The following is a 20,211-nucleotide window of genomic DNA, read 5'->3' as shown; positions in this document are numbered from 1 at the left end:
CTTGATTCTCGGCGTTTTTCAGGCAGGGATCGCCTAGTCGTCTCGCGCCTGCTCTTGCTTTATCCGACTATCCGACCGCAACCAGATCAAGCACCGCAGCGTTGACCCCGTTCAAAAACGCAAGGGCGCTCGCCTTGATAATATCGGTATCCATCGCCCGACCGGAGTACGTTTTCCCCATGTACTCGATGCGAATATTGACACGGCCTACAGCGTCTTTGCCGCGGGAAATGCTGTTGATCTTGTAATCCTTCAGGTGGACATCCAGCCCGACCAACGTTTTGATCACGTCGTACAACGCTTCGATCGGCCCTTCGCCTACTGCGCTGCCTTTCAGCATTTCCTCGCCTTTTTTCAGCTTGACCGTCGCAGTCGGGTACAAATCGTTGCTGACGACCTGGAACGACTCCAGCTCATACAGATGCTTGCTGCTATCTGCGAGCGTGCGGTGATTCGCCACCAAATAAAATACGTCGTGGTCGTACACTTCTTTTTTGGCGTCTGCCAGCTCCAGGAACTTGGCGAACAACACCTCGAAATCAGCCGCGTCGTTCGTTTCAAAGCCGAGCTTCTCAACAGCATTTTTAAAAGCGTGGCGCCCAGAACGCGCTGTCAAAATCAGCTCCATGCTGTCTGCCCCGACTTCTTCCGGCGACATGATTTCGTACACTTGCTTATCTTTCAAAAGACCGTCCTGGTGAATCCCCGACGAATGGGCAAAAGCATTCGCGCCCGTAATCGCCTTGTTCACCTGCACATCCAGACCAGTCAAATGGCTCACCAGCATCGAGGTGCGCAGCAACTCCTTCGTGTTGATGTTCGTATGGCACTGGTAAAAATTCTCGCGCACCTTCATCCCCATCACGACTTCCTCCAACGAGGCATTTCCGGCACGTTCCCCGAGTCCGTTGATGGTACACTCGACTTTTTCCGCTCCGTTTTTGATCGCGGCGAGCGTATTGGCCGTAGCCATGCCCAAATCGTTATGACAGTGGACGCTCAGGATGACATCCGGGTTGAGGTTTTTCAGGCGATCGTTGATGCGGCGGATCAAATCGCCGAACTCATCCGGCACCGCGTAGCCCACCGTATCCGGGACGTTGATCATCGTCGCTCCCGCTTTGACGACGGCTTCAATCGTACTCCACAAATATTCAAAATCGGACCGCGATGCATCCTCAGTCGAATACTGAACGTGCGGCAGCAATGTTTTGGCGTAGCGTACTGCCTCCACGCCCATTTCCATGACGGCGTCCTTGGAGCGGTTGAACTTCTTCTCTACGTGGATGTTGGACGTTCCCAAAACGATGTGGATGAGCGGGTCCTGGGCGATCTTGACACTTTCGTACACCGCATCGATGTCGCTTTTCACGGCACGGGCCAAAGCCGTGATCGACACGCTGTCACCGACACTGCGGGCAATCTCCTGCACCGCACGAAAATCTCCCTCGGACGAAGCCGGAAAGCCCGCCTCGATGATGTCCACCCGCAATTTTTTGAGCTGTTGGGCGATCTCGATTTTTTGCTGGACGTTCAACTTCGCTCCCGGCACTTGTTCTCCATCACGCAGCGTTGTATCAAACACGATAATTTTACGGCTCATTTTCTGTTCCTCCCCAAAATGGTTTGTTTTTGCAACTCGATTTATGGAAAGCGGGGCCGGCTAAACCCGGTCTTCAGCCAGCAAAACGGTCATGACCCGTTTTATTGATCACTCGCAATCAACATCCGCTTTTCTAAAAAAACGTCGCGACGTTTTTCACGCAAAAAAACCTCGTCTCTGCGCATAGAGACGAGGTTGAACTCGCGGTACCACTCTAATTCATTTCCAAATAGCGGAAACGATCTTTTTCGATGGCCATCACCATCTATCCCTGTAACGGTGGAACTCCGGCTTACCCTACATTGTCAGGCAGCTGTTCATAGACGAGTTCGAAATAAACGACATTGCCGTTTCACACCACCCAACGGCTCTCTGAAAAGTCTTTTTATTTCTACTATTTCTAATCGCAACATTTGTTTTATCATTTTTTGTAATTATATGGGCAGAAAAATGCCACTGTCAACAAGCAAAATACTGGAGGATCGATCAAACATTTTTGATTGAAGGAAATAAAGCGAGAACAATCTGGCGGACAAATCGAAAAAACGCCTCCGCAAAGAAGGCGCTCGCTTTTGTCGCTGCTAAATCGTTTCCCTGTTCGACTCGCGCGTACGGTCGCGGGCAAATTCCCTTTTTTCCGCTTCCGTCCCTTCCGCAAACAGCCATCTCAGCGCATGAATAAACTTCATGGCGAAGAAAAAGCTGTCGTGCGTGCCGAGCGGATCTGTCTCGAATTTCACGTTTTGCTCCGGGAAGCCTTTGTCCAGCAAGATGCGGTACGCTGCTTTCGTCTGTGCGACCATTTCCGCTTGAATCGTCGTCTTGTGGATGCCTTCCAGCTCGCCCACGTACATGTACAGCCGATGATCGGCAGCGGGAAGCGGTGTTTCCTGCATGTGCTTGACGTAGCCCTCATACCAGAAGGAGGCGGACAGCCAGGCGCTTTTGCCAAATGTATCGGATCGCAAATAATAGGCGTGCGCACTGACCAGACCACCGAACGAACATCCGGCGATTGCCGTGTGCTCCGGTTCAGGCATCGTCGCATAATGCGCGTCGATATATGGCTTGATCTGATCGGCAAGCACTTGAATGTAATCGTTCGCTCCACCGCCAAACAACACTCCGCCAGGCACCAGCGTGTCTGCCGGCCACGGCGTGTATTCATAATTGCGGTCGTGCGGGGTGATTCCGACAAAAATCAGTTCCGGCAGCTGCTTTGTGATGAACAGATGATCGAGGTAATTAAACGCATTCAGGACGACATTTCCCCCGTCCTGCACATAAATAGCCGGATATCGCTTCTCGCCTTCCGCATAGCTGTTCGGCAAATAAATGGTCAGTTCAAAATCCGCTACTTTTTCCTTGATGATTCGATGTTGCTGCATTTTTGCACCTCTCTCCCACTCATTCCTATCAAATTATAAGGAGTAGGGCAGCGAGTTGCCATGTACTAAATCCAGATCGGAGATGGACAAAACGCCAAAAGCCGCTTGCCTGAGCTTGCCCGCCAACCTTCGCGCCCAAAAATCCCTCGCTCACGCCTCCACCTCTATCGTCGCCACTCTCCCCTGTCGATTTATTCATCTCGTTAATTCCCTTATTGACACTCGGAATTATAACGCATAAAGTAATGGTATAACAAATCCTTCCAACAAGTTGCAGGCAGACATGCAAAAACCGGACAACCTCTGGACGCCCTGGCGCCTGGCAAGATTCGTCTTGGCAGACAAGGACTTGTTGCCGAAGGATTCGGGCGAAAATTCCAAAAACGTTGATGAGGTGGGCGCATGGCAAACGACTTGATCCAAGCAATCCAACTGCTGAAAGAGAAAGAATGGGTAGACTTGACTCATACATTCGGCCCGGAATCACCGCATTTTTCTGCCTTTGAATCAGCCGAGTTCAAAACGCTGTTTACGCATGACGACGGCTTTTTCTCGCAAAGCTTCACTTTTGCCGGACAGTACGGCACGCACCTGGATGCGCCGATCCACTTTGTGCGCGACAAGCGGTACCTGGACGAGCTGGACTTGAAGGAACTCGTGTTGCCCCTCGTCGTCATCGACAAATCGAAGGAAGCCGAAGCAAACAACGACTACAGCCTGACGATAGAAGATATTTTGCAATTCGAAGCCGAGCACGGCAAAATCGAGAGCGGCAGCTTCGTCGCCCTGCGCACGGACTGGAGCAAACGCTGGCCCGATGTGGCGGCGTTCAACAACAAAGATGCAGATGGCAACAACCACGCTCCCGGCTGGGGCCTGGACGCCTTGAAGTTCTTGTTTGAAGAAAGGCAAATCAAAGCCGTCGGCCACGAAACATTCGACACCGACGCCAGCGTGGACTTCCAGAAAAACGGCGCGCTGCTTGGCGAGTATTACGTGCTGGCACAAGATACGTACCAGGTCGAGCTGCTGAAAAACCTGGACAAGCTGCCAGCCAAAGGCGCCGTCATCGTCAACATTACCCCCAAACCGGAAAAAGCGTCCGGATTCCCGGTGCGTTCGTTTGCGATTTTGCCTTAGTCGCAAGCATATAAAAACAAGGACAGTTCGCGCGGAGTTTGTTCAAAACCGCGGAGCTGTCCTTTTTTCTGCTCAATCTCCATCGTTTACTCGCGCTACCTCGATGTAGCTGCCGAGGAACCAGGAAAGAAAACCTGCACAGCACCAGTAAAAGATGGCCCAATATGAAAAATCCCAATAAACAAGCCACATAGCGAAAATAATTTCACAGACGATGATTCCGAATGCATTGCCGTGCTCGCGCAAATGCTTGTATGATTCAGTGTAGTCCGTTCGTTCTGTGTGTTCCGTCTCGTTTGAATGCCTCCATGATTTCTTTGTTCTGGACAAACTTAGTGCTTTATAAAATTCCCGGATAAACGGTCCACTCAATGCAACAAACATATAAAAGGTGATTAAACTCAACACTGTAAAAAAGTGCTTTAAATCTGGCCAAGACTTGTTGGCCACCCCTAGTGTAATTATCAGGGAAACTATCAACATCGCTTGCCAAACACTGAGAAAAGTAAGTCCCGGTGTGCGCTTATCTGTTTGCAATCTGAAAAAAAGCATTGCTCTTAAACCATGAAGAATTAAGATAAGCATGCTGGAAAAATACATGAACAAAAAACCTGATACTGCTAGGATAATGGCAGCTAAAATAGGAAAGCCCGTTTCTTTTATTTCTATGTATCGGCTTTGAGGTTCAATAGAATAGCTACTCCCCAAAACTTTTAGTATATCATTAGCATCCCCGGCTTTTAAGCCATAAGTCGTACTGAACAACAAGCTTTCAATATCTTTTTTTATACTTTGACAGCCAGCAACATCGCACTCTGCACATAGAAAATCTGATTTGGGATAAAAAGCTTTCGTTATCAGCCCATCATAATTAATCACCAAATAAAACAAAATCACAATCCCAAAAATCGTGCCCAGCAAGTAGCGCACCAAATAAAACTCCCAAAACCGCGTCCCTCCCATGCTCCCCTCCATACTCTTTTTTCCATTTTCCATTCCGCTACACTCAACAATCATGCAAATTACCAAATATTGTACCATACTCCCAGGACTTTTGATCCAAAAAAAGAACCCCCAGTCAACCATCTGGGGGTTCCGCACTCTATTAACCTTGCTGCCTCGTCGGCGCCAGCGCTATTTCTCGGATGTTGACACTTTGCGGCTGGCTGAAGGCGAAGTAGATCGTCTCCGCTACTGTTCTTGGGTCGAGGCCGCCTTCAATCGACTGTTTCCAATCGGTGTAATTCTCCTTGATCGTCTCATCGGTCGTGTGGCTCAACAGTTCCGTCTCGACAACGCCGGGGGCGATCGTCATGACGCGGACGTTGTGCTTCGCCACTTCTTCCCGCACGTTTTCGCTGATGGAATGAACGGCGAACTTCGTGCCAACGTAAGCCGCATGGTCCGCGAACGTTTTTTTGCCCGCAATCGAGCTGATGTTGATGATCGTTCCTGTCTTGCGCTCGATCATGGATGGAAGCACGGCCTGCATGCCGTTCAACACGCCAATGACATTGACCGCGTACATGTCCTTCCATTCACTGCTGTCCTGGGAACTGATATCGCCCAGGAGCATCCGTCCTGCATTGTTGACGATCGCCTCTACCGGACCAAATCGTGCCTCTGCATCGGCAATCGCCTGCTTCAACGCTGGCTCGTCAGTAACGTCAACCTGCGCCTTGATGATATTGGCTCCCTGAAATTCCTCCAGCCGCTCCACCCGTCTCGCGATCAAAAGCACGTTGAATCCTTTTTCAATAAACAAAGCAGCGGTCGCTTTGCCGATCCCGGAAGAAGCCCCGGTTACTGCTACAAATCCCGTTTTCATTCCTGTCTACCTCTCTCCCTATCGTTTCGTGTTTCATGGTAAAGTGAGTATAAAAGGAATGCCCGCGCTTCGCTAGTAAGCACTTTGAAGTGAGCTAGTAACCTTGAGGTAAGAAAGGACGCAGCCATGACGAAGAAAAAGTACCTGAACGAATTTGACGCCACCCTGCAAATCATCCAGGGTAAGTGGAAAGTCATGATTCTTTACGAGCTGTATGAAAACTCTCCCAGACGCTTCGGAGAGCTGCACCGCTACATCCGGGATATTTCGCACAAAACATTGACCAATCAATTAAGAGAGTTGGAAGAAGACGGCCTGGTAATTCGAACCGTCTACCCCGAAGTTCCGCCGCGCGTCGAATACGCGCTGACAGCAAAAGGACTCTCGCTCATCCCGCTTTTGGAAATGATTTGCGACTGGGGAATTGCGCACGTCGATCACGGGCAAATGGAGCGTCTGCTCTGCGACGAAACAGAAGAAAAGTGACGCAGGGCGCTCTCGCTGCTACCTTTAGCCCTTTCTGGAATGCTGCAAAATTCCGCCAAGGACGGCAGCCCAATCGCCATACGGAAGCTCGTGCCCTGTCCCTTCCAGCGTCAGCAGCACAGCTCCGGGAATCGCCTGAGCAAGCGCCACTCCATGCGGATACGGAATGATCGGGTCCTCTGTGCCATGAATGACCAAAGTAGGCACCGCGATTTCTTCCGTCCGGGCCAAATAAGCTTCGCAGCCTGTGATCAGGGCATGATTGTTGATGTTTGCCATCTTGCGGCTTCTTTTAAATTCCGCCGCTGCCAACTCTCGCGTGCGCTTCTCATCCAGCGGATACTTGGAGCCGACGAGCACTTCGCACCTTGCAATGCAAAACGCAATCACCGCCTGCTCATTCGCCCAGTCGACCTCTTGCGCATTGCTGAAAAATTGTATCACCTTGTCCTCCATCGGGGGCAAATCAGGAGCGAAATTGGACGTTGCCAGCAAACTGATCGCCTGCACCCTCTCCGGGTTTCGCAAAGCGATCATCTGGGTAATAATCCCTCCCATCGACATGCCGACGATGTGCGCCCGCTCGATTTTGTAAGCGTCCAGGATGCAGATCGCATCGTCCGCCATGTCCTCGAACGTATACCCCGGATTGCCAAGCTCAAAAGTCGTGGAGCGCCCGACATCGCGATTGTCGTAGCGAATGACAAACCGGCCTGCATCCGCCAGCCGCTGGCAAAACTCTTCCTCCCACCAAACCAGTGACGCCTGAGCCCCCATAATCAGCAAAATAGCCGGATCAGCGGGGTTCCCAAAGCTCTCCGTGCAAATCTCCGCGTTCTTCACCTTCACCATTTGTTCAGTCATTCGTACATCTCCCTTCAAAGTCCGTGTTATCATTAGCTCGCTTGGCTGCTACGAGAACCAGCCAGTATGGATCGCTGCCTCTGCCAAGCCTGCACAGTTGTTTCGCTTCGCTCATCACATTTTGCCAACAAAAAAACACAGGCTGGTTGCCTGTGCTTGTGTAATCGAAACATACAAAGAAAAAGAACCGCGCAAAAAACACCCTGCTTTCCGCGCACGATGACAACAGCCACGAGAAAATGGCCGTTCCGTTCTCTTTTCCATTGTTTGTTGTTTTCCAGGGCAAACAAGTGTCGCATTCACCTGCTTTTCACGCGTTTTCACACGCTTACGCACTTGCGCCCTGCAAACAGGTTACCTGAATGGCAAACCATTTTTCGATTACCGTATGCACACAACATAGCCTTTTTGTGCTATTCAAAATCATTGTGCCAGGAATCCAATCGAAAAATTAATTTGCCACACGTAACCCTCCGTTCCATTCAAGTGCCTACAGCTTATCATGCGCTGCTTTTGACTGTCAATAACTGGTGCTCGCCCAGCGATTGGCTTCCTTAGCTCGTTCCTTTGTCAGCTACGCAGTAACTCTCCAATCGCTTCGTTCTTTGCTGCCGATCCAACAGCCCATTCCTTCGCGTGCTACGCGGTAATTCTCCAGCCGCTCGTTCTTTGCTGCAGCTCCCACAGCCGCGCGTAAAGCCCGCCTTTTTCCAGCAGCTCCTGGTGACGCCCCTGCTCCACGACTTTGCCCTCTTCCAGCACGATGATATTGTCCGCATTCACGACTGTTTTCAGCCGATGAGCGATCATGATGACCGTGCGCCCTTTGACCAGACGGCCGATCGCCTGCTGCATGACCGCTTCATTTTCCGGATCGAGAGAAGAAGTCGCTTCGTCCAGCAACAGCACAGGCGCATTTTTCAAAATCGCCCGCGCAATCGAGATGCGCTGCTTCTCCCCGCCAGACAGGGTAGAACCTCCCTCTCCGACCATCGTGTCGTAGCCGTCCGGCAGCTTCATGATGAAATCGTGACAGCACGCTTCCTTGGCGGCTGCCTCAATCTCCTCTTGCGTCGCATCTTCTCGGCCATAACGTATATTGTTGCGGATCGTGTCCTGAAACAAATATACATCCTGAAAAACCATGGAGATTTTTTTCAACAGCTTCTCCGGGTCCAGCTCGCGCTCATCTTTGCCGCCGAACAGCACTCGTCCGCCGAGCGGGTCGTAAAACCGCGCCGCCAGCCGCAGCATGGTACTTTTCCCGCTGCCGGATGGCCCGACAATCGCCGTCAACGTGCCTTCTCTCATTTCGACAGAAACTTTGTCGAGCACAAGCGTATCGTCATAGCCGAAGCTGACCTCCTCGAACCAGATGTCGTGCCCGTGCGGCGCATCCTGTTCTCCTTGCATGATCGGCTGGGCAAGCAGGTTGACGATGCGCTCGCCTGCCATCGCATCGTATTTGAATGAAGGCAAGCGCATAATCGCGACGGAAAGCGGGTCGAAAATACGCGCTCCCACGAGCAGAAACATCGCGAACAAAGGAACGGTCATTTCCCCGCCGAGTACGCGATACACACCAACAATCGTCACGAGCGACACACCCGACTGCATGAACGCCATCGCCACGAGAAAAAACGGGCCGAGCACCCCTTCGATGCGGATGCTTTCCTTCATGAACTGATAAAACGATCGCTCCAGCCGGGTAAAGTTGTCCATGCGCAAATTGTACGCTTTGATGACTTTCATCCCGTACAAGTATTCTTGCAGACAGTTGGCGAGTGTGACTTTTGCCTGGGAATGGCTCGTGCCAAGCTGTCGCTCCACCCTGGAGACTCCCCACAAAATCAGGATCGTGACAGGAAAGCCGGCCAACATCGCCAACGCCATGCGCCAATCCCAAAACAGCAAGCCAAAAAACGCGAAGAACGGAATCAGTATCCCACTGACCAGTTGCGGCAACACCGAAGTGCTCGCATTTTCAATTTGAGTAAAATCGTTCATGATGGTGTGGCCCAGCTCGCCAGCATCCTTGCGCATGAGAAAGCCAAGCGGCAGCTTGCGCAAATGCTCGGCCAAGTTCGTCCGTCCGGCGGCAGACGCTTCATAGGCGCCGCGATAAATGGCGCGATACGCCTTCTGCTCGCAGAAATACACCACGCCGAGAAACACAACCATACCAGCCGCTGCGAGCCACAAACCTGTCGTGTCAAGCACGGCCTGCTCCCCCGCGTAATAGGCGTACACGAGACTGACAGCCCAAGCCAGACAGCCAAAAGGCAGCATGTTCGCCAGATTGGCAAGCACAGCCCAGATAATCGGCTTCGCCATTTTTTCCGGGTGGCCGGCCGTAATGTTATACAACATGTTGCGCATCAGCCGAACACCTCCTTCTCTTGCCTGAGATCGACTGTCCAATCCGTCGAACTCGTGTAGGATACCCACATGTTTTTGTACAGCCCGCCTCTGGCCAAAAGCTCTCTGTGCGTACCTCTGTCCGCGATCGTTCCGTCCCGCAGCACGATGATCTGATCCGCCTCGCAGATGGTCGTCAACCGATGAGCGATAATCAGTACAGTCTTGCCCTTGATCAGTTCCCCCAAGGCGAGCTGCATCTCGTACTCGTTCTCAGGATCAGCGTAAGCCGTCGCTTCATCGAGAATTAAAATCGGCGCGTTTTTCAAAATCGCCCGGGCAACCGACACACGCTGCGCCTCTCCACCCGACAGATGCACGCCGCCCTCGCCGATCAGCGTGTCGTAGTCTTTTGGCAACCGCTCGATAAACGTGTGGCATTGCGCAGCCCTCGCTGCCCGGTATACGTCCTCTCGCGTCGCAGACGGCCTTCCCGCCAAAATGTTGTTGTACAGCGTATCGGAAAACAGGAACGTATCCTGGAATACAAAGGACATCGCATCCATCAGCTCGCCAGTTTTCATCGCACGGATGTCTACCCCGCCAACGGAAATCGTCCCCTTTTGCACATCCCAAAACCGCGGAATCAACTGGGCAATCGTCGATTTTCCGGAGCCGGACGGGCCGACCAGTGCCGTAATTTTTCCTTGCTGTGCCACGAAGCTGATGTCTCTCAGCACTTCGTTGCCCCCCTGCTCGTTATAGGAGAAGGAGACATGTTGAAACGCGATGTCATAGCCCGTCGGCTTGTGTCCGTTGTCCGGTTCCGGGATCGGCTGCTCTTTCAGCATGTCGTCAATACGGTTGACTCCCTCCGCGATCGTCGTCATGGCCGAAGCGAAGCTGTTCAGCTTGAAAATCGGCGTAGAAATCCCTGGCGCCAGCACGAGAAACAGCATCAGTGTGGCGGCGAAAGCGACATGATCCGGGTCTTTGCTGAGAAAATACACCCCGACCGGAAAGAAAAAAGTCGCAAGAGACAGCAAGACGACCTTGAAGGAGACGTAGCCCCGTTCAAAATTGTCCGTATAGCGCAGACTGAAATCGCGATAATGCAGCATGTCTTGATAAAACTTGCGAAATGAATGCACGGTCTGCCCAAACACTTTGATCGCCGGCATCCCGCGGACGTACTGCACAGAAGAGGTGCTGATCGATTCCAGCGCGTCAAAATACTCCTTCAGCCCCGCCTTTGCCTTTTTGCCAGCCATCATCGAAAACTGGGCGGCAAATCCGAGCACCATCGGGATGATGCAGGCCAGAGCCAGCCAAACGTCGAGCGAGAACATCGCCACGATGATCACGACTAGCATGACTGCCGTATTGATCAAATCGGGAAGCTGATGGGCAATAAACAGCTCAATTCGCTCCACGTCCAGCTCCACCACTTTTTTGATTTTTCCCGTCGCATTTTTATTGAAGTATCCGAGCGGCAAAGAGCCGATATGATCAGCCAGCTTGACCCGGATGCCGTACAAAATACGAAAAGCGGCAATGTGCGAGCACATCCCGCCAACGTACATGAACAAATAGCCGAGGAGCAGTCCAACCACGCCCCATACCGCCCATGTGATGACATACGCGGCGTCGACAGCGGCAATGTCATCCGCATGGCGCAAAAGCTCAGCCAAAACGCAGTAAATCGACAAGTACGGGACGAGCAGCAAAAAGACGCTCACGGTAGACAAAACGGCCGAGCAAACCATCAGCGTCTTTTTCTCGCCTGCCAGTTCCATAAGCCGGGCCAGTCCTTTTTTGGGCTTACGTTTCAACGGTTCTCACTCCTTGTTCTGTGAAAATCGTCTCCTCATCATGAGCCGCTTTCAACTCCACAACCTGGTCGCTTGCCAGTCCAGACAAAATCTTGTCGTGTGTAATAATCACAACAGTCTTTCCTGCCCGGGCCAGCTGCTTGACCCACGCCGCGACTTTCAGGACACCGTCACCGTCCAGCCCGCTCGTCGGTTCGTCCAAAATAATCCACTCGGCATCCGAGCAGTAGGCGGCAGCCATCGTCACCCGCTGCTTTTCTCCCCCTGACAAGGAAGCAGGGTGACGGTCGCGCAGTCCTTCAATGCCGAACGCTGCCATCGCTTCATAGGCCCGCTTGCGCAAGTTCTCGTCCAGCGCTCTGCCCATGACAATCTCGTTGCCCACACTGTCCGAATACAGCTGGTAGTCTGCGTCTTGCATGACCAAGTAGCTGGCCGAGCGCCGCTTGCTGGCGGAATAACGGGCAGAACCGTAGAAGACCGCTCCGCTTCGCTCGCGCAACAGCCCGCACAACACTTTGCAAAGGGTCGTCTTCCCCGATCCGTTTTCACCCGTCAAGGCCGTCACTGTGCCCTTCGGAAGCGTGACGTTCAGATTCGAGATCCCATCTCCTTTTTTCCGGTAGGAATACGACAGCTCCCGGGCTTCCAGCGCCATTTCCGCCGTGCGTACGGTCTCCCTGTGCTCCTGCTCCCCCATCCGAATCATATCGGGATGGCGCAAACCGTACGGGCGAACCGCTTCCATCGGCAGTTCGGCAAACTCGTCCCGCGACCACGTCCGGGCGATTTGGCCTTGATTCATGCAGATAAACGAGTCCGCGACAGGCAAAAACGGATTCAGCCGATGCTCGCAAATGAGCAAAGTCGTGCCGTTGTCCTTGAGTCTCCCCAAAATCTCGATCAGATTTCGCGTAGAGGATTGATCCAGATTGGCTGTAGGCTCGTCTAGCAAAAGCAGCGGCGGGTTCAGGACAGATGCCGCCGCGATCGCGACACGCTGCTTTTGCCCGCTGGACAGCTTGTGCAGCGAGCAGTCGAGCAAATGATCTACCCCCAGTTGTTTCGCCACACTTTCAATCCGTTCGATAATTTCTGCCGGGTCCATCCCGATGTTCTCCGCCGAAAATGCCAGCTCATCCCGCACCTTTTCCATAAAAAACTGGCTGCGCGGGTCCTGAAATACGACACCCATCAGCATCGTTCTCTCCTGCGGCAAAAGCTCGGCCGGACTTTTCCCGCCCACACTCACCGTACCGCTGAGCGTCCCTGGATAAAAGCCGGGAGCCAGCCCGTTGACCAGCCGCATCATCGTGCTCTTGCCGCTGCCGGAGCGCCCGCACAACACGACGCACTGTCCGGCTTTGACAGACAAATTGATCTGCTTGACTCCCGACTCGCTGCCGGGCTCTCCGTCATCACTTGCATAATGGAAGGTGACATCGCGCAATTCGATCATCGAATAATCCCTCCCCCGTAAATCGCTGTTCCTGCGATGATATAAATGAGCAAAGCCACTGCGTCCACCGATTTGAAATGATACGGATAGATAGATGTCCTGCTGCACTTGCTCTCGATCCCGCGCAGCTCAGCCGATGAAGCCAGCTCGGCTGACAGTTTCAGGCAACGCACGACCAGCGGCATGAAATAGCACTCGTAAGCCATAGCCGGATGAAGCAGCGCGCTGTACCAGTGCGGGAAAATGCCCCGAGCGCGAATCCCGTCCCGAATCGCCTGCATTTCCATGATGACAACCGGGAAAAAGCGGAGCAAAACGCAAATCATTACCGTGATCGGCCGGGGCACAGCCATTCTCTCCAGCACGCACATCAGACTGCCAGGAGGCGAGTACATCAGCGTCGCCCCGATCATGACCAGCGGCATCATTCTGGCAAAAGAATAGAAAACGAGCTTCATCGTGCCCAGCATCTGCGGCATGATATACGCAATAACCAGCGACATCACATAGACGAGAATAAATGGCACGACCTTTCTGGACAGGTGATTTAAGACCAAGTACACTACACTTAAAGCAACCATCATATGTACTTGCCATTCTTCCTTGATCAAAATGGTCAGGATCGTTGCCAGCAAAAGCACCAACAAGTGTGTCTTTGGACCCGGTTTTCTCATGCCAGCTTCGCCTTTTTCACATGCTTCTTGAACAACACGTTTCCGATCAGGCATCCAAGCAGCCCGCCTGCTGCTGAAATCGCTAACATCGTAATCGCCATGCTCGGCGTACTGTAGTAATAGAGCATCTTATCCATGGCGGCTTTGGAATAGCTCTTGGACAAAGTGGCAATATACGCATCGCGGAAGAAAATGAGCGGAACGATGGCGCAGAGCGAATAGCCTACGTAAAACAGGGCGTAGGCAATGGCGTTGCGAACAGGATTTTTATAGCCGTCCTTGCCCCACAAAACCAGTTCGCCCACGATTCCCATGCAGGCCAATACGAGCAAAAAATACGCGTAGCCATAGGCGATAAAATACAAGCCTGTAATGACGGAAGTGAAGAACAGGACACCTCTTTTGTTGATTTTGTTGGACATGACAACGTAAAGCGGCGCATTGAGCAAAGCCGTAATCCCGCCAACCACCAGATACGAGGCGAAGGTAAAGATCGGGCAAATCGTCATAATAATGAGCATGACTACGTTAAAAATAGCGAGTGTGATAAAGTCCCGCAAAGTCCATCTGTTTTGCAGGGGTGAGACGGCGGCTTCCATGATAAATCCTCCTTTTGTTCATACTCTGAGATGATAGGGCTGTAAATGAGATCAATTTTCATTTGCAGTAACTTGGTTCCATTTTATTTTTTTCCAACTCGGGGGGTCAATGAGCTAACGGCAGGTGTGTCTTTTCATGGCATCATTTCGTCTGATCAAAGCATTGGGAGGTGAGTAGAAATGAAGGATCTTGTAGCTGACATGCACGTGCCTTGCCTGGCAAAATGCGGTTTTTTCCGCGATGACAGCCCATCTCCTTACAGTCAGGCAGGAACGTGCTTCTCCATCTCGCCGGAAAAAGGCTCCGGGCATTACTGGACGTATTCCCGCGAGAATCTGTTTTCCATCTCCATCCTCGACTTCGTTTTTTACGAGGATTTGTACCTGGAATTTGAGCAGCCGAAATATATGAGCCTGAACTACTACGACTCCGTGGCGGGAGAAGAGCTGCATCCGCCGAAGCGTCTCTCCTCCGGATACATCCGGGTGCATTTTGGCTGCAATAACGTGTATCGGGCGCGATATGAGAAAAATGTGCCGATTCGTTCCACTGGGTTTGAGATTACGCCGGAGTATTACGAAGATTATTTGCAGACCAAATACCCCGATGAGTACACAGACCTTCGTTCCGCTTTTGTCAGCGTGGACGGCCTGACTCATTTCCCCGAGCTTGTCTTTTTGCTCAGGCAAATCAGACAATTTCGCGGTACGGGAATCGCCGCGCGACTGTACTACGAGAGCAAGGTTGCCGAAGCGGTTTCCCTGATCGTCGAACGGGCCAAACAGCAAAAAAAGGCTCATCCGAGCAAGTTTGTGTCCAGAGAGGATTTGGATAGTCTTCAAGCTGTGACTGCGTATATGGATGAACATTTTGCCGGAGAACTTCACCTGGAGCATCTCGCCCGCATTGCCTGCATGGGTACGACAAAGCTCAAGTACACGTTCAAGCTCGTCTATAAGTGCACGATTACCGAATACATTCAAAACAAGCGAATGAGCCATGCGGAACAGCTGCTCAGCACGACTGACTTGCCGATCAGCCAGATCGCCCAGATCGTCGGCTATCACAATTCGAGCCGTTTTTCCGAGCTGTTCCGCAAGATGACTGGTCTTTTGCCCAACGAATACAGAAGACATTGCGCCACCCCTCTGCTCGGCGTAGCAAAAAAATAAGCTGTGGCCGCTTCTGTGACGGCTACAGCTTATTTTTTCAGCAAACGTGCGTCTTTAGTTGCTCGATCACGCTTTCCCAATGTTCCTTCATCTGCTCGCGCATGTCGGCATCCGCCAAGTTTTCCTGATGAAAGCTGACGGTAGTTTTCCCGTTTTTGGCGGAAATCAAGCGGATTTGCAGCGTCGAGAACTTTTCCCAATCGCTTTTTTTCCACCTTAGGCGAAGCTGCTGATAAGGCTTGACGATTTTGAACTGTCCGGATATTCCTTGCTGCGATTCAAAAGCTGCTTCTGCTGCAAGCGACAGCGGCGGCAGGTCGCCCAGCCAAAGCTTCGTTCCCTCCGGGGAGGTCAGAAAAAGCCAGATTGGCTCCGCCTCTACGGGAAGCGTTCTCCTCACGCCGATCTGAAACCCGGCAGCAGCGGTTTGCCCCACCACCTTAGGAGTGGCAGCGGACTGCTTTTTGTTCATCTGTACTTCCCCCTATCCGTTCGAAATGTGCGTGCTAATGCTCACAAACTTGTCTTTCTAGCATACTTTCATTTTTTGGAAATATCAATCAATCCACAGAGGAAAACAAGTTGCGTACCCGCTCATCCCGCAGCCAAAGCCCGCCCCAGGCCAAAATGGCCAGGTAGACAGCAAACAGCGTGTGCGTCAAAAGCGGCGCATCTACGCGAACTTGTGTAGCGATGACGCCACCGAAGTAGCCTGTCAGCAAAATCGCTCCCAACACTGCGGTTCGCGGCAAAGCGTACAAAACAGTAGAGATAATCGCCAAAATGCCCAAGAGCGCAATATGGTGCTGCGCAAATCCGAGTACCAGTGTGCCTTCGACGACAGGAGCGGGTTGGATCAGCTTGAACACACCGTCAAACAGCATGAAGAGGATGACCAGCCAGCTCATGATCCGCGCTACCCACAGTCGCGTTCGGGAAATTGTTTTCGCCATGTTTTCTAACCGCCTTTCTTTATTTGCCAAAATCCTTTTGTTAAAAGAAGCGTATCATAAACCGCTCAACAACGTTTCTTCTCGTTTGCTATGTTCAGCGTCACGGCTTGTGGACCGCATGCCGCTCCGCTCACTCTCCTGCCAAAACATCGAGACATTTTTCACAAGAAAAAAGCAGTCCGTGCAAAAGGCTGCTGCCTCGCTGCTCGAACTGCCTGCGTTCTTCTGTTAGTTTGCTGTGTCGCTTACTTCAGCCGCTCCACCTGATAGCCTTTTTCCTTCAGTTGGTCAAGCACCATGCCTTTCAGCGCGTAGTGGGCAGAGCCTACGACGACAAAGGAAGTGTGCTCGCCTTCCTGTTCCAGCAACTGGGCCAGCTTGTTCGCCATGTTTTTGTCCCGTTCACCAACGAGGCGCTGGTTCAATCCTCCGGCATCGAATTGTCCTTCCACGCTCAAAACGCGAGTCATGCCTTCCAGATCGCCTTGCACCCACTTCGTCTGCATGTCTTGCAACACCTGATAGCTTGCTGCCGGCTCTTTTCCGGAAAGCAAGCTGTCCAGAATGACGTTCAATTCCTTTTCCTGCTGCTCTGCGGGTACGCCCGAGAGCAAATCGGCTTGCAGCTTGATGCCTTCCAGCTCGTGGACCGGCTTTTGCTCAAGCATCGCTTTGGCCAGGAAATAGCGGTCGATCCCTGTCAGCATCGCCAGTTCGCCTTCCTCCGGGCTTCCGGTATAGCCTACCGTTACCAGGGAAAGACCAACGGCAAAAGGCTTGTAGCCATCGAACGCATTTTCAGGCAATTTCATGCTTGCCAGCGCCTTTTGCAGCTTGCTGTATGTGGCGGCTGACACGTGATCCTGGAGTGTCGTTCCGTCGCTGTAAATCATTTTCTCCAGCATGTAATTCATGTCGCCAGCAAGGATATCCGCCTCGACCCACAGATCGTCTGACGCTTCATAAGCGTCGCGGATTGTTTTTTGCATCGGGTACATGTCGGTTGTGCCCATATGAATCGAGCCGAGCAAATAGAGCGTATTTTGGCCTTTGGTCACTTTCCACAACAAGCCTTTGGCTCCGCCGCCCGCCAAATCATTGGCGAACTCGACCACCCGGCTGGCCATGACCGCAGCCTGCTCTACTGTTGCTGACTGATCCAGCTCCAAACCTGTGCTCGTCCCTTTGACAAGTCCATGTTTGCGCATGTACTCCAACGGAGCGAGTGCAGTCACATCGGCTCCCTTTCCGGCTGGCCACTCATAGTTTGCCAGCAGCTTGTGCAAGGAAACGGCTACTGCTTCGCGCGTCGCCACACGGTTGTCTGACCAGGACAAAGCTGCTTTTTTCTTCAAGCCAAGCTGATCGAGCTTCTTCTCTGTCGCTTTCAGCAAATCCGCAAACTTATCGGCAGGAATCGGTTGAAGGAACGATTCGTCTTTGTACCAGGCTAACGGAAAAATTCCGTATTTCTCGCCTTCATTCAATGTCGAAATGGACCATTCACTGAGAAAAGGCACCTGAACAGGCTCTGCGGCTTTCAGCGGGTATACGTGGCCGAGCAAAATCGTCAGGCCAAGCACTCCCGCCCCTGCCCATCTGCCAAGCTTCTTCCAGTGGTTGTTTCTTTGCATTTTCAAGATCTCCTCTCATGCTGTCTGCAACTTGCCTGCATGTTTCTAGTAAACAATGGTAGATTATACCACAGTTGAAAATGGTAGGTAAACGTCAAAAAGTCTGCCTGCTCCCTGTGGCAGCCGCCAGTCTGATCGCATCCAGAAGCCGATGCAGGTGGAGTGCCTCAAAAAAAATCGGGAACGGTGAACGTCCCTGTCTGAATGTCCTTGGCAAAAGCTTCATGAGCACTAGCCACATATTGCCTGACTGCTTCGCCTTCTGCCGCATCTTTTGCAACCGAGACGAAGTGGTCCGGATTGCTTGCTGCAACACGGCTTGCAGAAGAGTAGGCTGTCATGTGCGCTTCCAGGTTGCCGAACTGTACATGTCCCGCCGAATTGTGCTGCACGATGCGAATGACTCCCAGCTCTCCCTGAATTTCCAGCTCAAAGGCGGGATACGTGCCTGCCTGGATATGAACGAATGCCGAAGCCCCGCTTTTCAGCACTCCTTGCACCATGATCTGATCTGCTGTGTCTTTTGCAATGATTTCATTCGTCGCAAGCACAGTCGCAGTAGAAAAATTCCGGTTCATCATCGCGGACAGCTCACGAAAATCGCCAAGCAAGTAGCACAGGGCATCCAGGGAATGGCCGCCGTTGATCGCAAGCAGTGTCGCACCGTGTTTTTCGCTCAGCAAATACGCCCCCTGCCGATCGGTGACTCCGCCTTTTCCTTGCGTGGAAACGCGCATGTGACAAGACAAGATACGGCCAATCTCGCCTCGCTCCAGACGCTGCTTCACTTGCCGCAGCACAGGTGACTGTCTCGCCTGAAGCCCTGCTGCGTGATGAACGCCTGCCTGTTTTGCCAGACCAGCCAACTGTTCTGCTTCGCTTGTCGTGACAGCTAGAGGCCACTCGCAGTACACATGCTTCCCGGCAAGGATGGCGCTGCGGACTGCATCGTAATGATCAGGAACCTTGACGCTTACAACTACCAGCTCCACAGCTGACGAGCCGCTTACGGCGCGATGGTCTGTCGCAGCGAGCGTAGCCCCGGTCACTTCCGCACTCTTTCGCGCACTCGCTTCGTTTGTCGTGGCGATTGCGGTGATGCGGTGTCGCTCACTTTGCAAAAGCACAGGAATATGCGTCTTGCTTGCCCACTGATTGTTCAACGACCCGCCGATAATCCCGGTGCGAATTTGCTTTGTATCCATGTCTTTCCCTCCTGCTTCACGCGTGCAATTCTTTTTTGTGAAAAGTATACTAATCCAAAGACATCTCGAATAATGTTAATTTTTGATTGCTCTATCACTTTTTTTGATGGAAGGAGTTGAAAACATGGACATCGATACAATCCGGGCGTTCGTGACAGTTGCCGAGCTGAAGAGCCTGTCCGCCGCTGCCTTTCGCATGAACCATCTGCAATCCAACATGACGGCGAAAATCAAAAAAATCGAAGCTCATTACGCACAGCAACTGTTCATTCGCAGTTCCAAAGGCATGGAGCTGACGGTGGAAGGCAAGCGGCTTTACACGCACTACAAGAAGCTCTTGAGCTTGTGGGAAGAAGCCGAACAAGAGATGAAACAGCTTGAACCGAAGCTTCGGCTGGGCACGATGCAATCCGTGATTGGCTCGGAAATTACCGCTACGCTTGCCGGCTTGTATGAAAAATACCCGCAGCTGTCCGTTACTTTACAGACTGGCTCAACTGCCGAAATGGAACAAGCGCTGATGAATGGCACGATCGACCTGGCTTTCACGATTGGCGCATCCAGCAAGACGGAACAGTTGCACTATAAAAAAATCGGCTTGGAGGAAGTCGTCCTGGTTGGAAAAGGAGCCGTGCCAGGCATGTCGCTCAAAAGCATTTTGCCAGGAGCAACGGTACTGATTTTGTCCGAACAATGCCTGTATACATCGCGCATGGCACAACTTTTTTCCGATTTCGGTCTGCCAAAAGCACCCGTGACACAGGTTGCTGTAGTGGAAACTCTGCTACAATTCGCCGCGCTGGGAATGGGCATTACTCTCATGTCCAAACGCATTGTCGAGCGGCTCGGTGTGACGAACTATTTGGAGCTGCCTGCCGAGCAGCGTTTTCTCGATAAATATGTGGTTACCAGGCAAGGCTATGAGCTTTCTCCGCTGGAAAAGCAATTTATAGAAGCCAGCCACTTTTTATAGTCCGACCTGGTTTGCTCCGCTTTTTTCCTGCTTCTTGTCCCG

Annotated in this window: 18 protein-coding genes and 1 other annotated feature; of the genes, 4 read left to right on the top strand and 14 right to left on the bottom strand. The window is 52.1% G+C overall.

What is annotated here, in order from left to right; translation table 11 throughout:
- Nucleotides 1-67: 67 nt before the first annotated feature.
- Nucleotides 68-1,603 (bottom strand): 2-isopropylmalate synthase, encoded by a 1,536-nt coding sequence (locus tag HP435_RS07375; protein WP_122962989.1) that lies wholly within the window; start codon nucleotides 1,601-1,603, stop codon nucleotides 68-70.
- A 182-nt stretch (nucleotides 1,604-1,785) separates the two neighbouring features.
- Nucleotides 1,786-2,020 (bottom strand) — a binding site (T-box leader).
- A gap of 164 nt (nucleotides 2,021-2,184) precedes the next feature.
- Nucleotides 2,185-2,991, bottom strand: a complete 807-nt coding sequence (locus tag HP435_RS07370) for an alpha/beta hydrolase (protein WP_173598408.1) — start codon at nucleotides 2,989-2,991, stop codon at nucleotides 2,185-2,187.
- A 402-nt stretch (nucleotides 2,992-3,393) separates the two neighbouring features.
- Between HP435_RS07370 and HP435_RS07365 the strand changes: the two genes are divergently transcribed.
- The gene (locus tag HP435_RS07365; protein ID WP_122962987.1) at nucleotides 3,394-4,131 is read left to right on the top strand and encodes a cyclase family protein; all 738 of its coding nucleotides are present in this window, start codon (nucleotides 3,394-3,396) and stop codon (nucleotides 4,129-4,131) included.
- A gap of 72 nt (nucleotides 4,132-4,203) precedes the next feature.
- Here the strand turns inward: HP435_RS07365 and HP435_RS07360 are convergent, their stop codons facing one another.
- The gene (locus tag HP435_RS07360; protein WP_173598409.1) at nucleotides 4,204-5,094 is read right to left on the bottom strand and encodes a hypothetical protein; all 891 of its coding nucleotides are present in this window, start codon (nucleotides 5,092-5,094) and stop codon (nucleotides 4,204-4,206) included.
- 142 nt (nucleotides 5,095-5,236) lie between these two features.
- Entirely contained in the window at nucleotides 5,237-5,959 is a 723-nt protein-coding gene (locus HP435_RS07355) for an SDR family oxidoreductase (protein ID WP_173598410.1), read from the bottom strand.
- A gap of 126 nt (nucleotides 5,960-6,085) precedes the next feature.
- Between HP435_RS07355 and HP435_RS07350 the strand changes: the two genes are divergently transcribed.
- The gene (locus HP435_RS07350; RefSeq protein ID WP_122962985.1) at nucleotides 6,086-6,445 is read left to right on the top strand and encodes a winged helix-turn-helix transcriptional regulator; all 360 of its coding nucleotides are present in this window, start codon (nucleotides 6,086-6,088) and stop codon (nucleotides 6,443-6,445) included.
- 24 nt (nucleotides 6,446-6,469) lie between these two features.
- On the opposite strand, the gene HP435_RS07345 is transcribed toward HP435_RS07350, so the two are convergent.
- From HP435_RS07345 to HP435_RS07320, 6 genes are all read right to left on the bottom strand, one after another.
- On the bottom strand, nucleotides 6,470-7,309 hold the full coding sequence (locus tag HP435_RS07345) for an alpha/beta fold macrolide esterase (RefSeq protein ID WP_173598411.1): 840 nt from the start codon (nucleotides 7,307-7,309) through the stop codon (nucleotides 6,470-6,472).
- A 639-nt stretch (nucleotides 7,310-7,948) separates the two neighbouring features.
- Entirely contained in the window at nucleotides 7,949-9,688 is a 1,740-nt protein-coding gene (locus HP435_RS07340) for an ABC transporter ATP-binding protein (protein WP_173598412.1), read from the bottom strand.
- Nucleotides 9,688-11,499 carry an ABC transporter ATP-binding protein gene (locus HP435_RS07335; RefSeq protein ID WP_173598413.1) on the bottom strand — a complete coding sequence of 604 codons (1,812 nt, stop codon included), beginning with the start codon at nucleotides 11,497-11,499 and terminating at the stop codon, nucleotides 9,688-9,690. The genes HP435_RS07340 and HP435_RS07335 overlap by 1 nt, the downstream gene beginning before the upstream one ends.
- On the bottom strand, nucleotides 11,489-12,958 hold the full coding sequence (locus tag HP435_RS07330; RefSeq protein ID WP_173598414.1) for an ABC transporter ATP-binding protein: 1,470 nt from the start codon (nucleotides 12,956-12,958) through the stop codon (nucleotides 11,489-11,491). Before HP435_RS07330 ends, HP435_RS07335 begins: the two co-directional genes overlap by 11 nt.
- A complete protein-coding gene (locus HP435_RS07325) occupies nucleotides 12,955-13,632 on the bottom strand; it encodes an energy-coupling factor transporter transmembrane component T family protein (RefSeq protein ID WP_173598415.1) in 678 nt (225 codons plus the stop codon). Before HP435_RS07325 ends, HP435_RS07330 begins: the two co-directional genes overlap by 4 nt.
- Entirely contained in the window at nucleotides 13,629-14,231 is a 603-nt protein-coding gene (locus HP435_RS07320; protein ID WP_122962978.1) for an MptD family putative ECF transporter S component, read from the bottom strand. Before HP435_RS07320 ends, HP435_RS07325 begins: the two co-directional genes overlap by 4 nt.
- Before the next feature lie 180 nt (nucleotides 14,232-14,411).
- Between HP435_RS07320 and HP435_RS07315 the strand changes: the two genes are divergently transcribed.
- Nucleotides 14,412-15,404: a helix-turn-helix domain-containing protein gene (locus HP435_RS07315; protein WP_122962977.1), complete on the top strand. Its 993-nt coding sequence runs from the start codon at nucleotides 14,412-14,414 to the stop codon at nucleotides 15,402-15,404.
- A 37-nt stretch (nucleotides 15,405-15,441) separates the two neighbouring features.
- Here HP435_RS07315 and HP435_RS07310 read toward each other — a convergent pair whose 3' ends face one another.
- From HP435_RS07310 to HP435_RS07295, 4 genes are all read right to left on the bottom strand, one after another.
- Nucleotides 15,442-15,876 (bottom strand): SRPBCC family protein, encoded by a 435-nt coding sequence (locus HP435_RS07310; RefSeq protein WP_173598416.1) that lies wholly within the window; start codon nucleotides 15,874-15,876, stop codon nucleotides 15,442-15,444.
- A gap of 88 nt (nucleotides 15,877-15,964) precedes the next feature.
- A complete protein-coding gene (locus HP435_RS07305; RefSeq protein ID WP_122962975.1) occupies nucleotides 15,965-16,357 on the bottom strand; it encodes a DoxX family protein in 393 nt (130 codons plus the stop codon).
- Between the two features lie 245 nt (nucleotides 16,358-16,602).
- Nucleotides 16,603-17,991: a TraB/GumN family protein gene (locus tag HP435_RS07300; protein WP_173598417.1), complete on the bottom strand. Its 1,389-nt coding sequence runs from the start codon at nucleotides 17,989-17,991 to the stop codon at nucleotides 16,603-16,605.
- Nucleotides 17,992-18,158: 167 nt separating this feature from the next.
- The gene (locus HP435_RS07295; RefSeq protein ID WP_229049846.1) at nucleotides 18,159-19,196 is read right to left on the bottom strand and encodes a Gfo/Idh/MocA family protein; all 1,038 of its coding nucleotides are present in this window, start codon (nucleotides 19,194-19,196) and stop codon (nucleotides 18,159-18,161) included.
- 124 nt (nucleotides 19,197-19,320) lie between these two features.
- Between HP435_RS07295 and HP435_RS07290 the strand changes: the two genes are divergently transcribed.
- Nucleotides 19,321-20,169, top strand: coding sequence for a LysR family transcriptional regulator (locus HP435_RS07290; protein WP_173598418.1), 849 nt, complete (start codon nucleotides 19,321-19,323; stop codon nucleotides 20,167-20,169).
- Nucleotides 20,170-20,211: the final 42 nt, after the last annotated feature.

The organism is Brevibacillus sp. HD3.3A (assembly GCF_013284375.2).
GTDB classification, from domain to species: Bacteria; Bacillota; Bacilli; order Brevibacillales; family Brevibacillaceae; genus Brevibacillus; species Brevibacillus parabrevis.
This window is presented reverse-complemented; position numbering and strand designations above follow the sequence as displayed.

Bases quoted from the DNA above. Each gene is read 5' to 3' on its own strand.
- HP435_RS07375 (WP_122962989.1), bottom strand. From the start codon at position 1,603: ATGAGCCGTAAAATTATCGTGTTTGATACAACGCTGCGTGATGGAGAA.
- HP435_RS07370 (WP_173598408.1), bottom strand. From the start codon at position 2,991: ATGCAGCAACATCGAATCATCAAGGAAAAAGTAGCGGATTTTGAACTG.
- HP435_RS07365 (WP_122962987.1), top strand. From the start codon at position 3,394: ATGGCAAACGACTTGATCCAAGCAATCCAACTGCTGAAAGAGAAAGAA.
- HP435_RS07360 (WP_173598409.1), bottom strand. From the start codon at position 5,094: ATGGGAGGGACGCGGTTTTGGGAGTTTTATTTGGTGCGCTACTTGCTG.
- HP435_RS07355 (WP_173598410.1), bottom strand. From the start codon at position 5,959: ATGAAAACGGGATTTGTAGCAGTAACCGGGGCTTCTTCCGGGATCGGC.
- HP435_RS07350 (WP_122962985.1), top strand. From the start codon at position 6,086: ATGACGAAGAAAAAGTACCTGAACGAATTTGACGCCACCCTGCAAATC.
- HP435_RS07345 (WP_173598411.1), bottom strand. From the start codon at position 7,309: ATGACTGAACAAATGGTGAAGGTGAAGAACGCGGAGATTTGCACGGAG.
- HP435_RS07340 (WP_173598412.1), bottom strand. From the start codon at position 9,688: ATGCGCAACATGTTGTATAACATTACGGCCGGCCACCCGGAAAAAATG.
- HP435_RS07330 (WP_173598414.1), bottom strand. From the start codon at position 12,958: ATGATCGAATTGCGCGATGTCACCTTCCATTATGCAAGTGATGACGGA.
- HP435_RS07325 (WP_173598415.1), bottom strand. From the start codon at position 13,632: ATGAGAAAACCGGGTCCAAAGACACACTTGTTGGTGCTTTTGCTGGCA.
- HP435_RS07320 (WP_122962978.1), bottom strand. From the start codon at position 14,231: ATGGAAGCCGCCGTCTCACCCCTGCAAAACAGATGGACTTTGCGGGAC.
- HP435_RS07315 (WP_122962977.1), top strand. From the start codon at position 14,412: ATGAAGGATCTTGTAGCTGACATGCACGTGCCTTGCCTGGCAAAATGC.
- HP435_RS07310 (WP_173598416.1), bottom strand. From the start codon at position 15,876: ATGAACAAAAAGCAGTCCGCTGCCACTCCTAAGGTGGTGGGGCAAACC.
- HP435_RS07305 (WP_122962975.1), bottom strand. From the start codon at position 16,357: ATGGCGAAAACAATTTCCCGAACGCGACTGTGGGTAGCGCGGATCATG.
- HP435_RS07300 (WP_173598417.1), bottom strand. From the start codon at position 17,991: ATGCAAAGAAACAACCACTGGAAGAAGCTTGGCAGATGGGCAGGGGCG.
- HP435_RS07295 (WP_229049846.1), bottom strand. From the start codon at position 19,196: ATGGATACAAAGCAAATTCGCACCGGGATTATCGGCGGGTCGTTGAAC.
- HP435_RS07290 (WP_173598418.1), top strand. From the start codon at position 19,321: ATGGACATCGATACAATCCGGGCGTTCGTGACAGTTGCCGAGCTGAAG.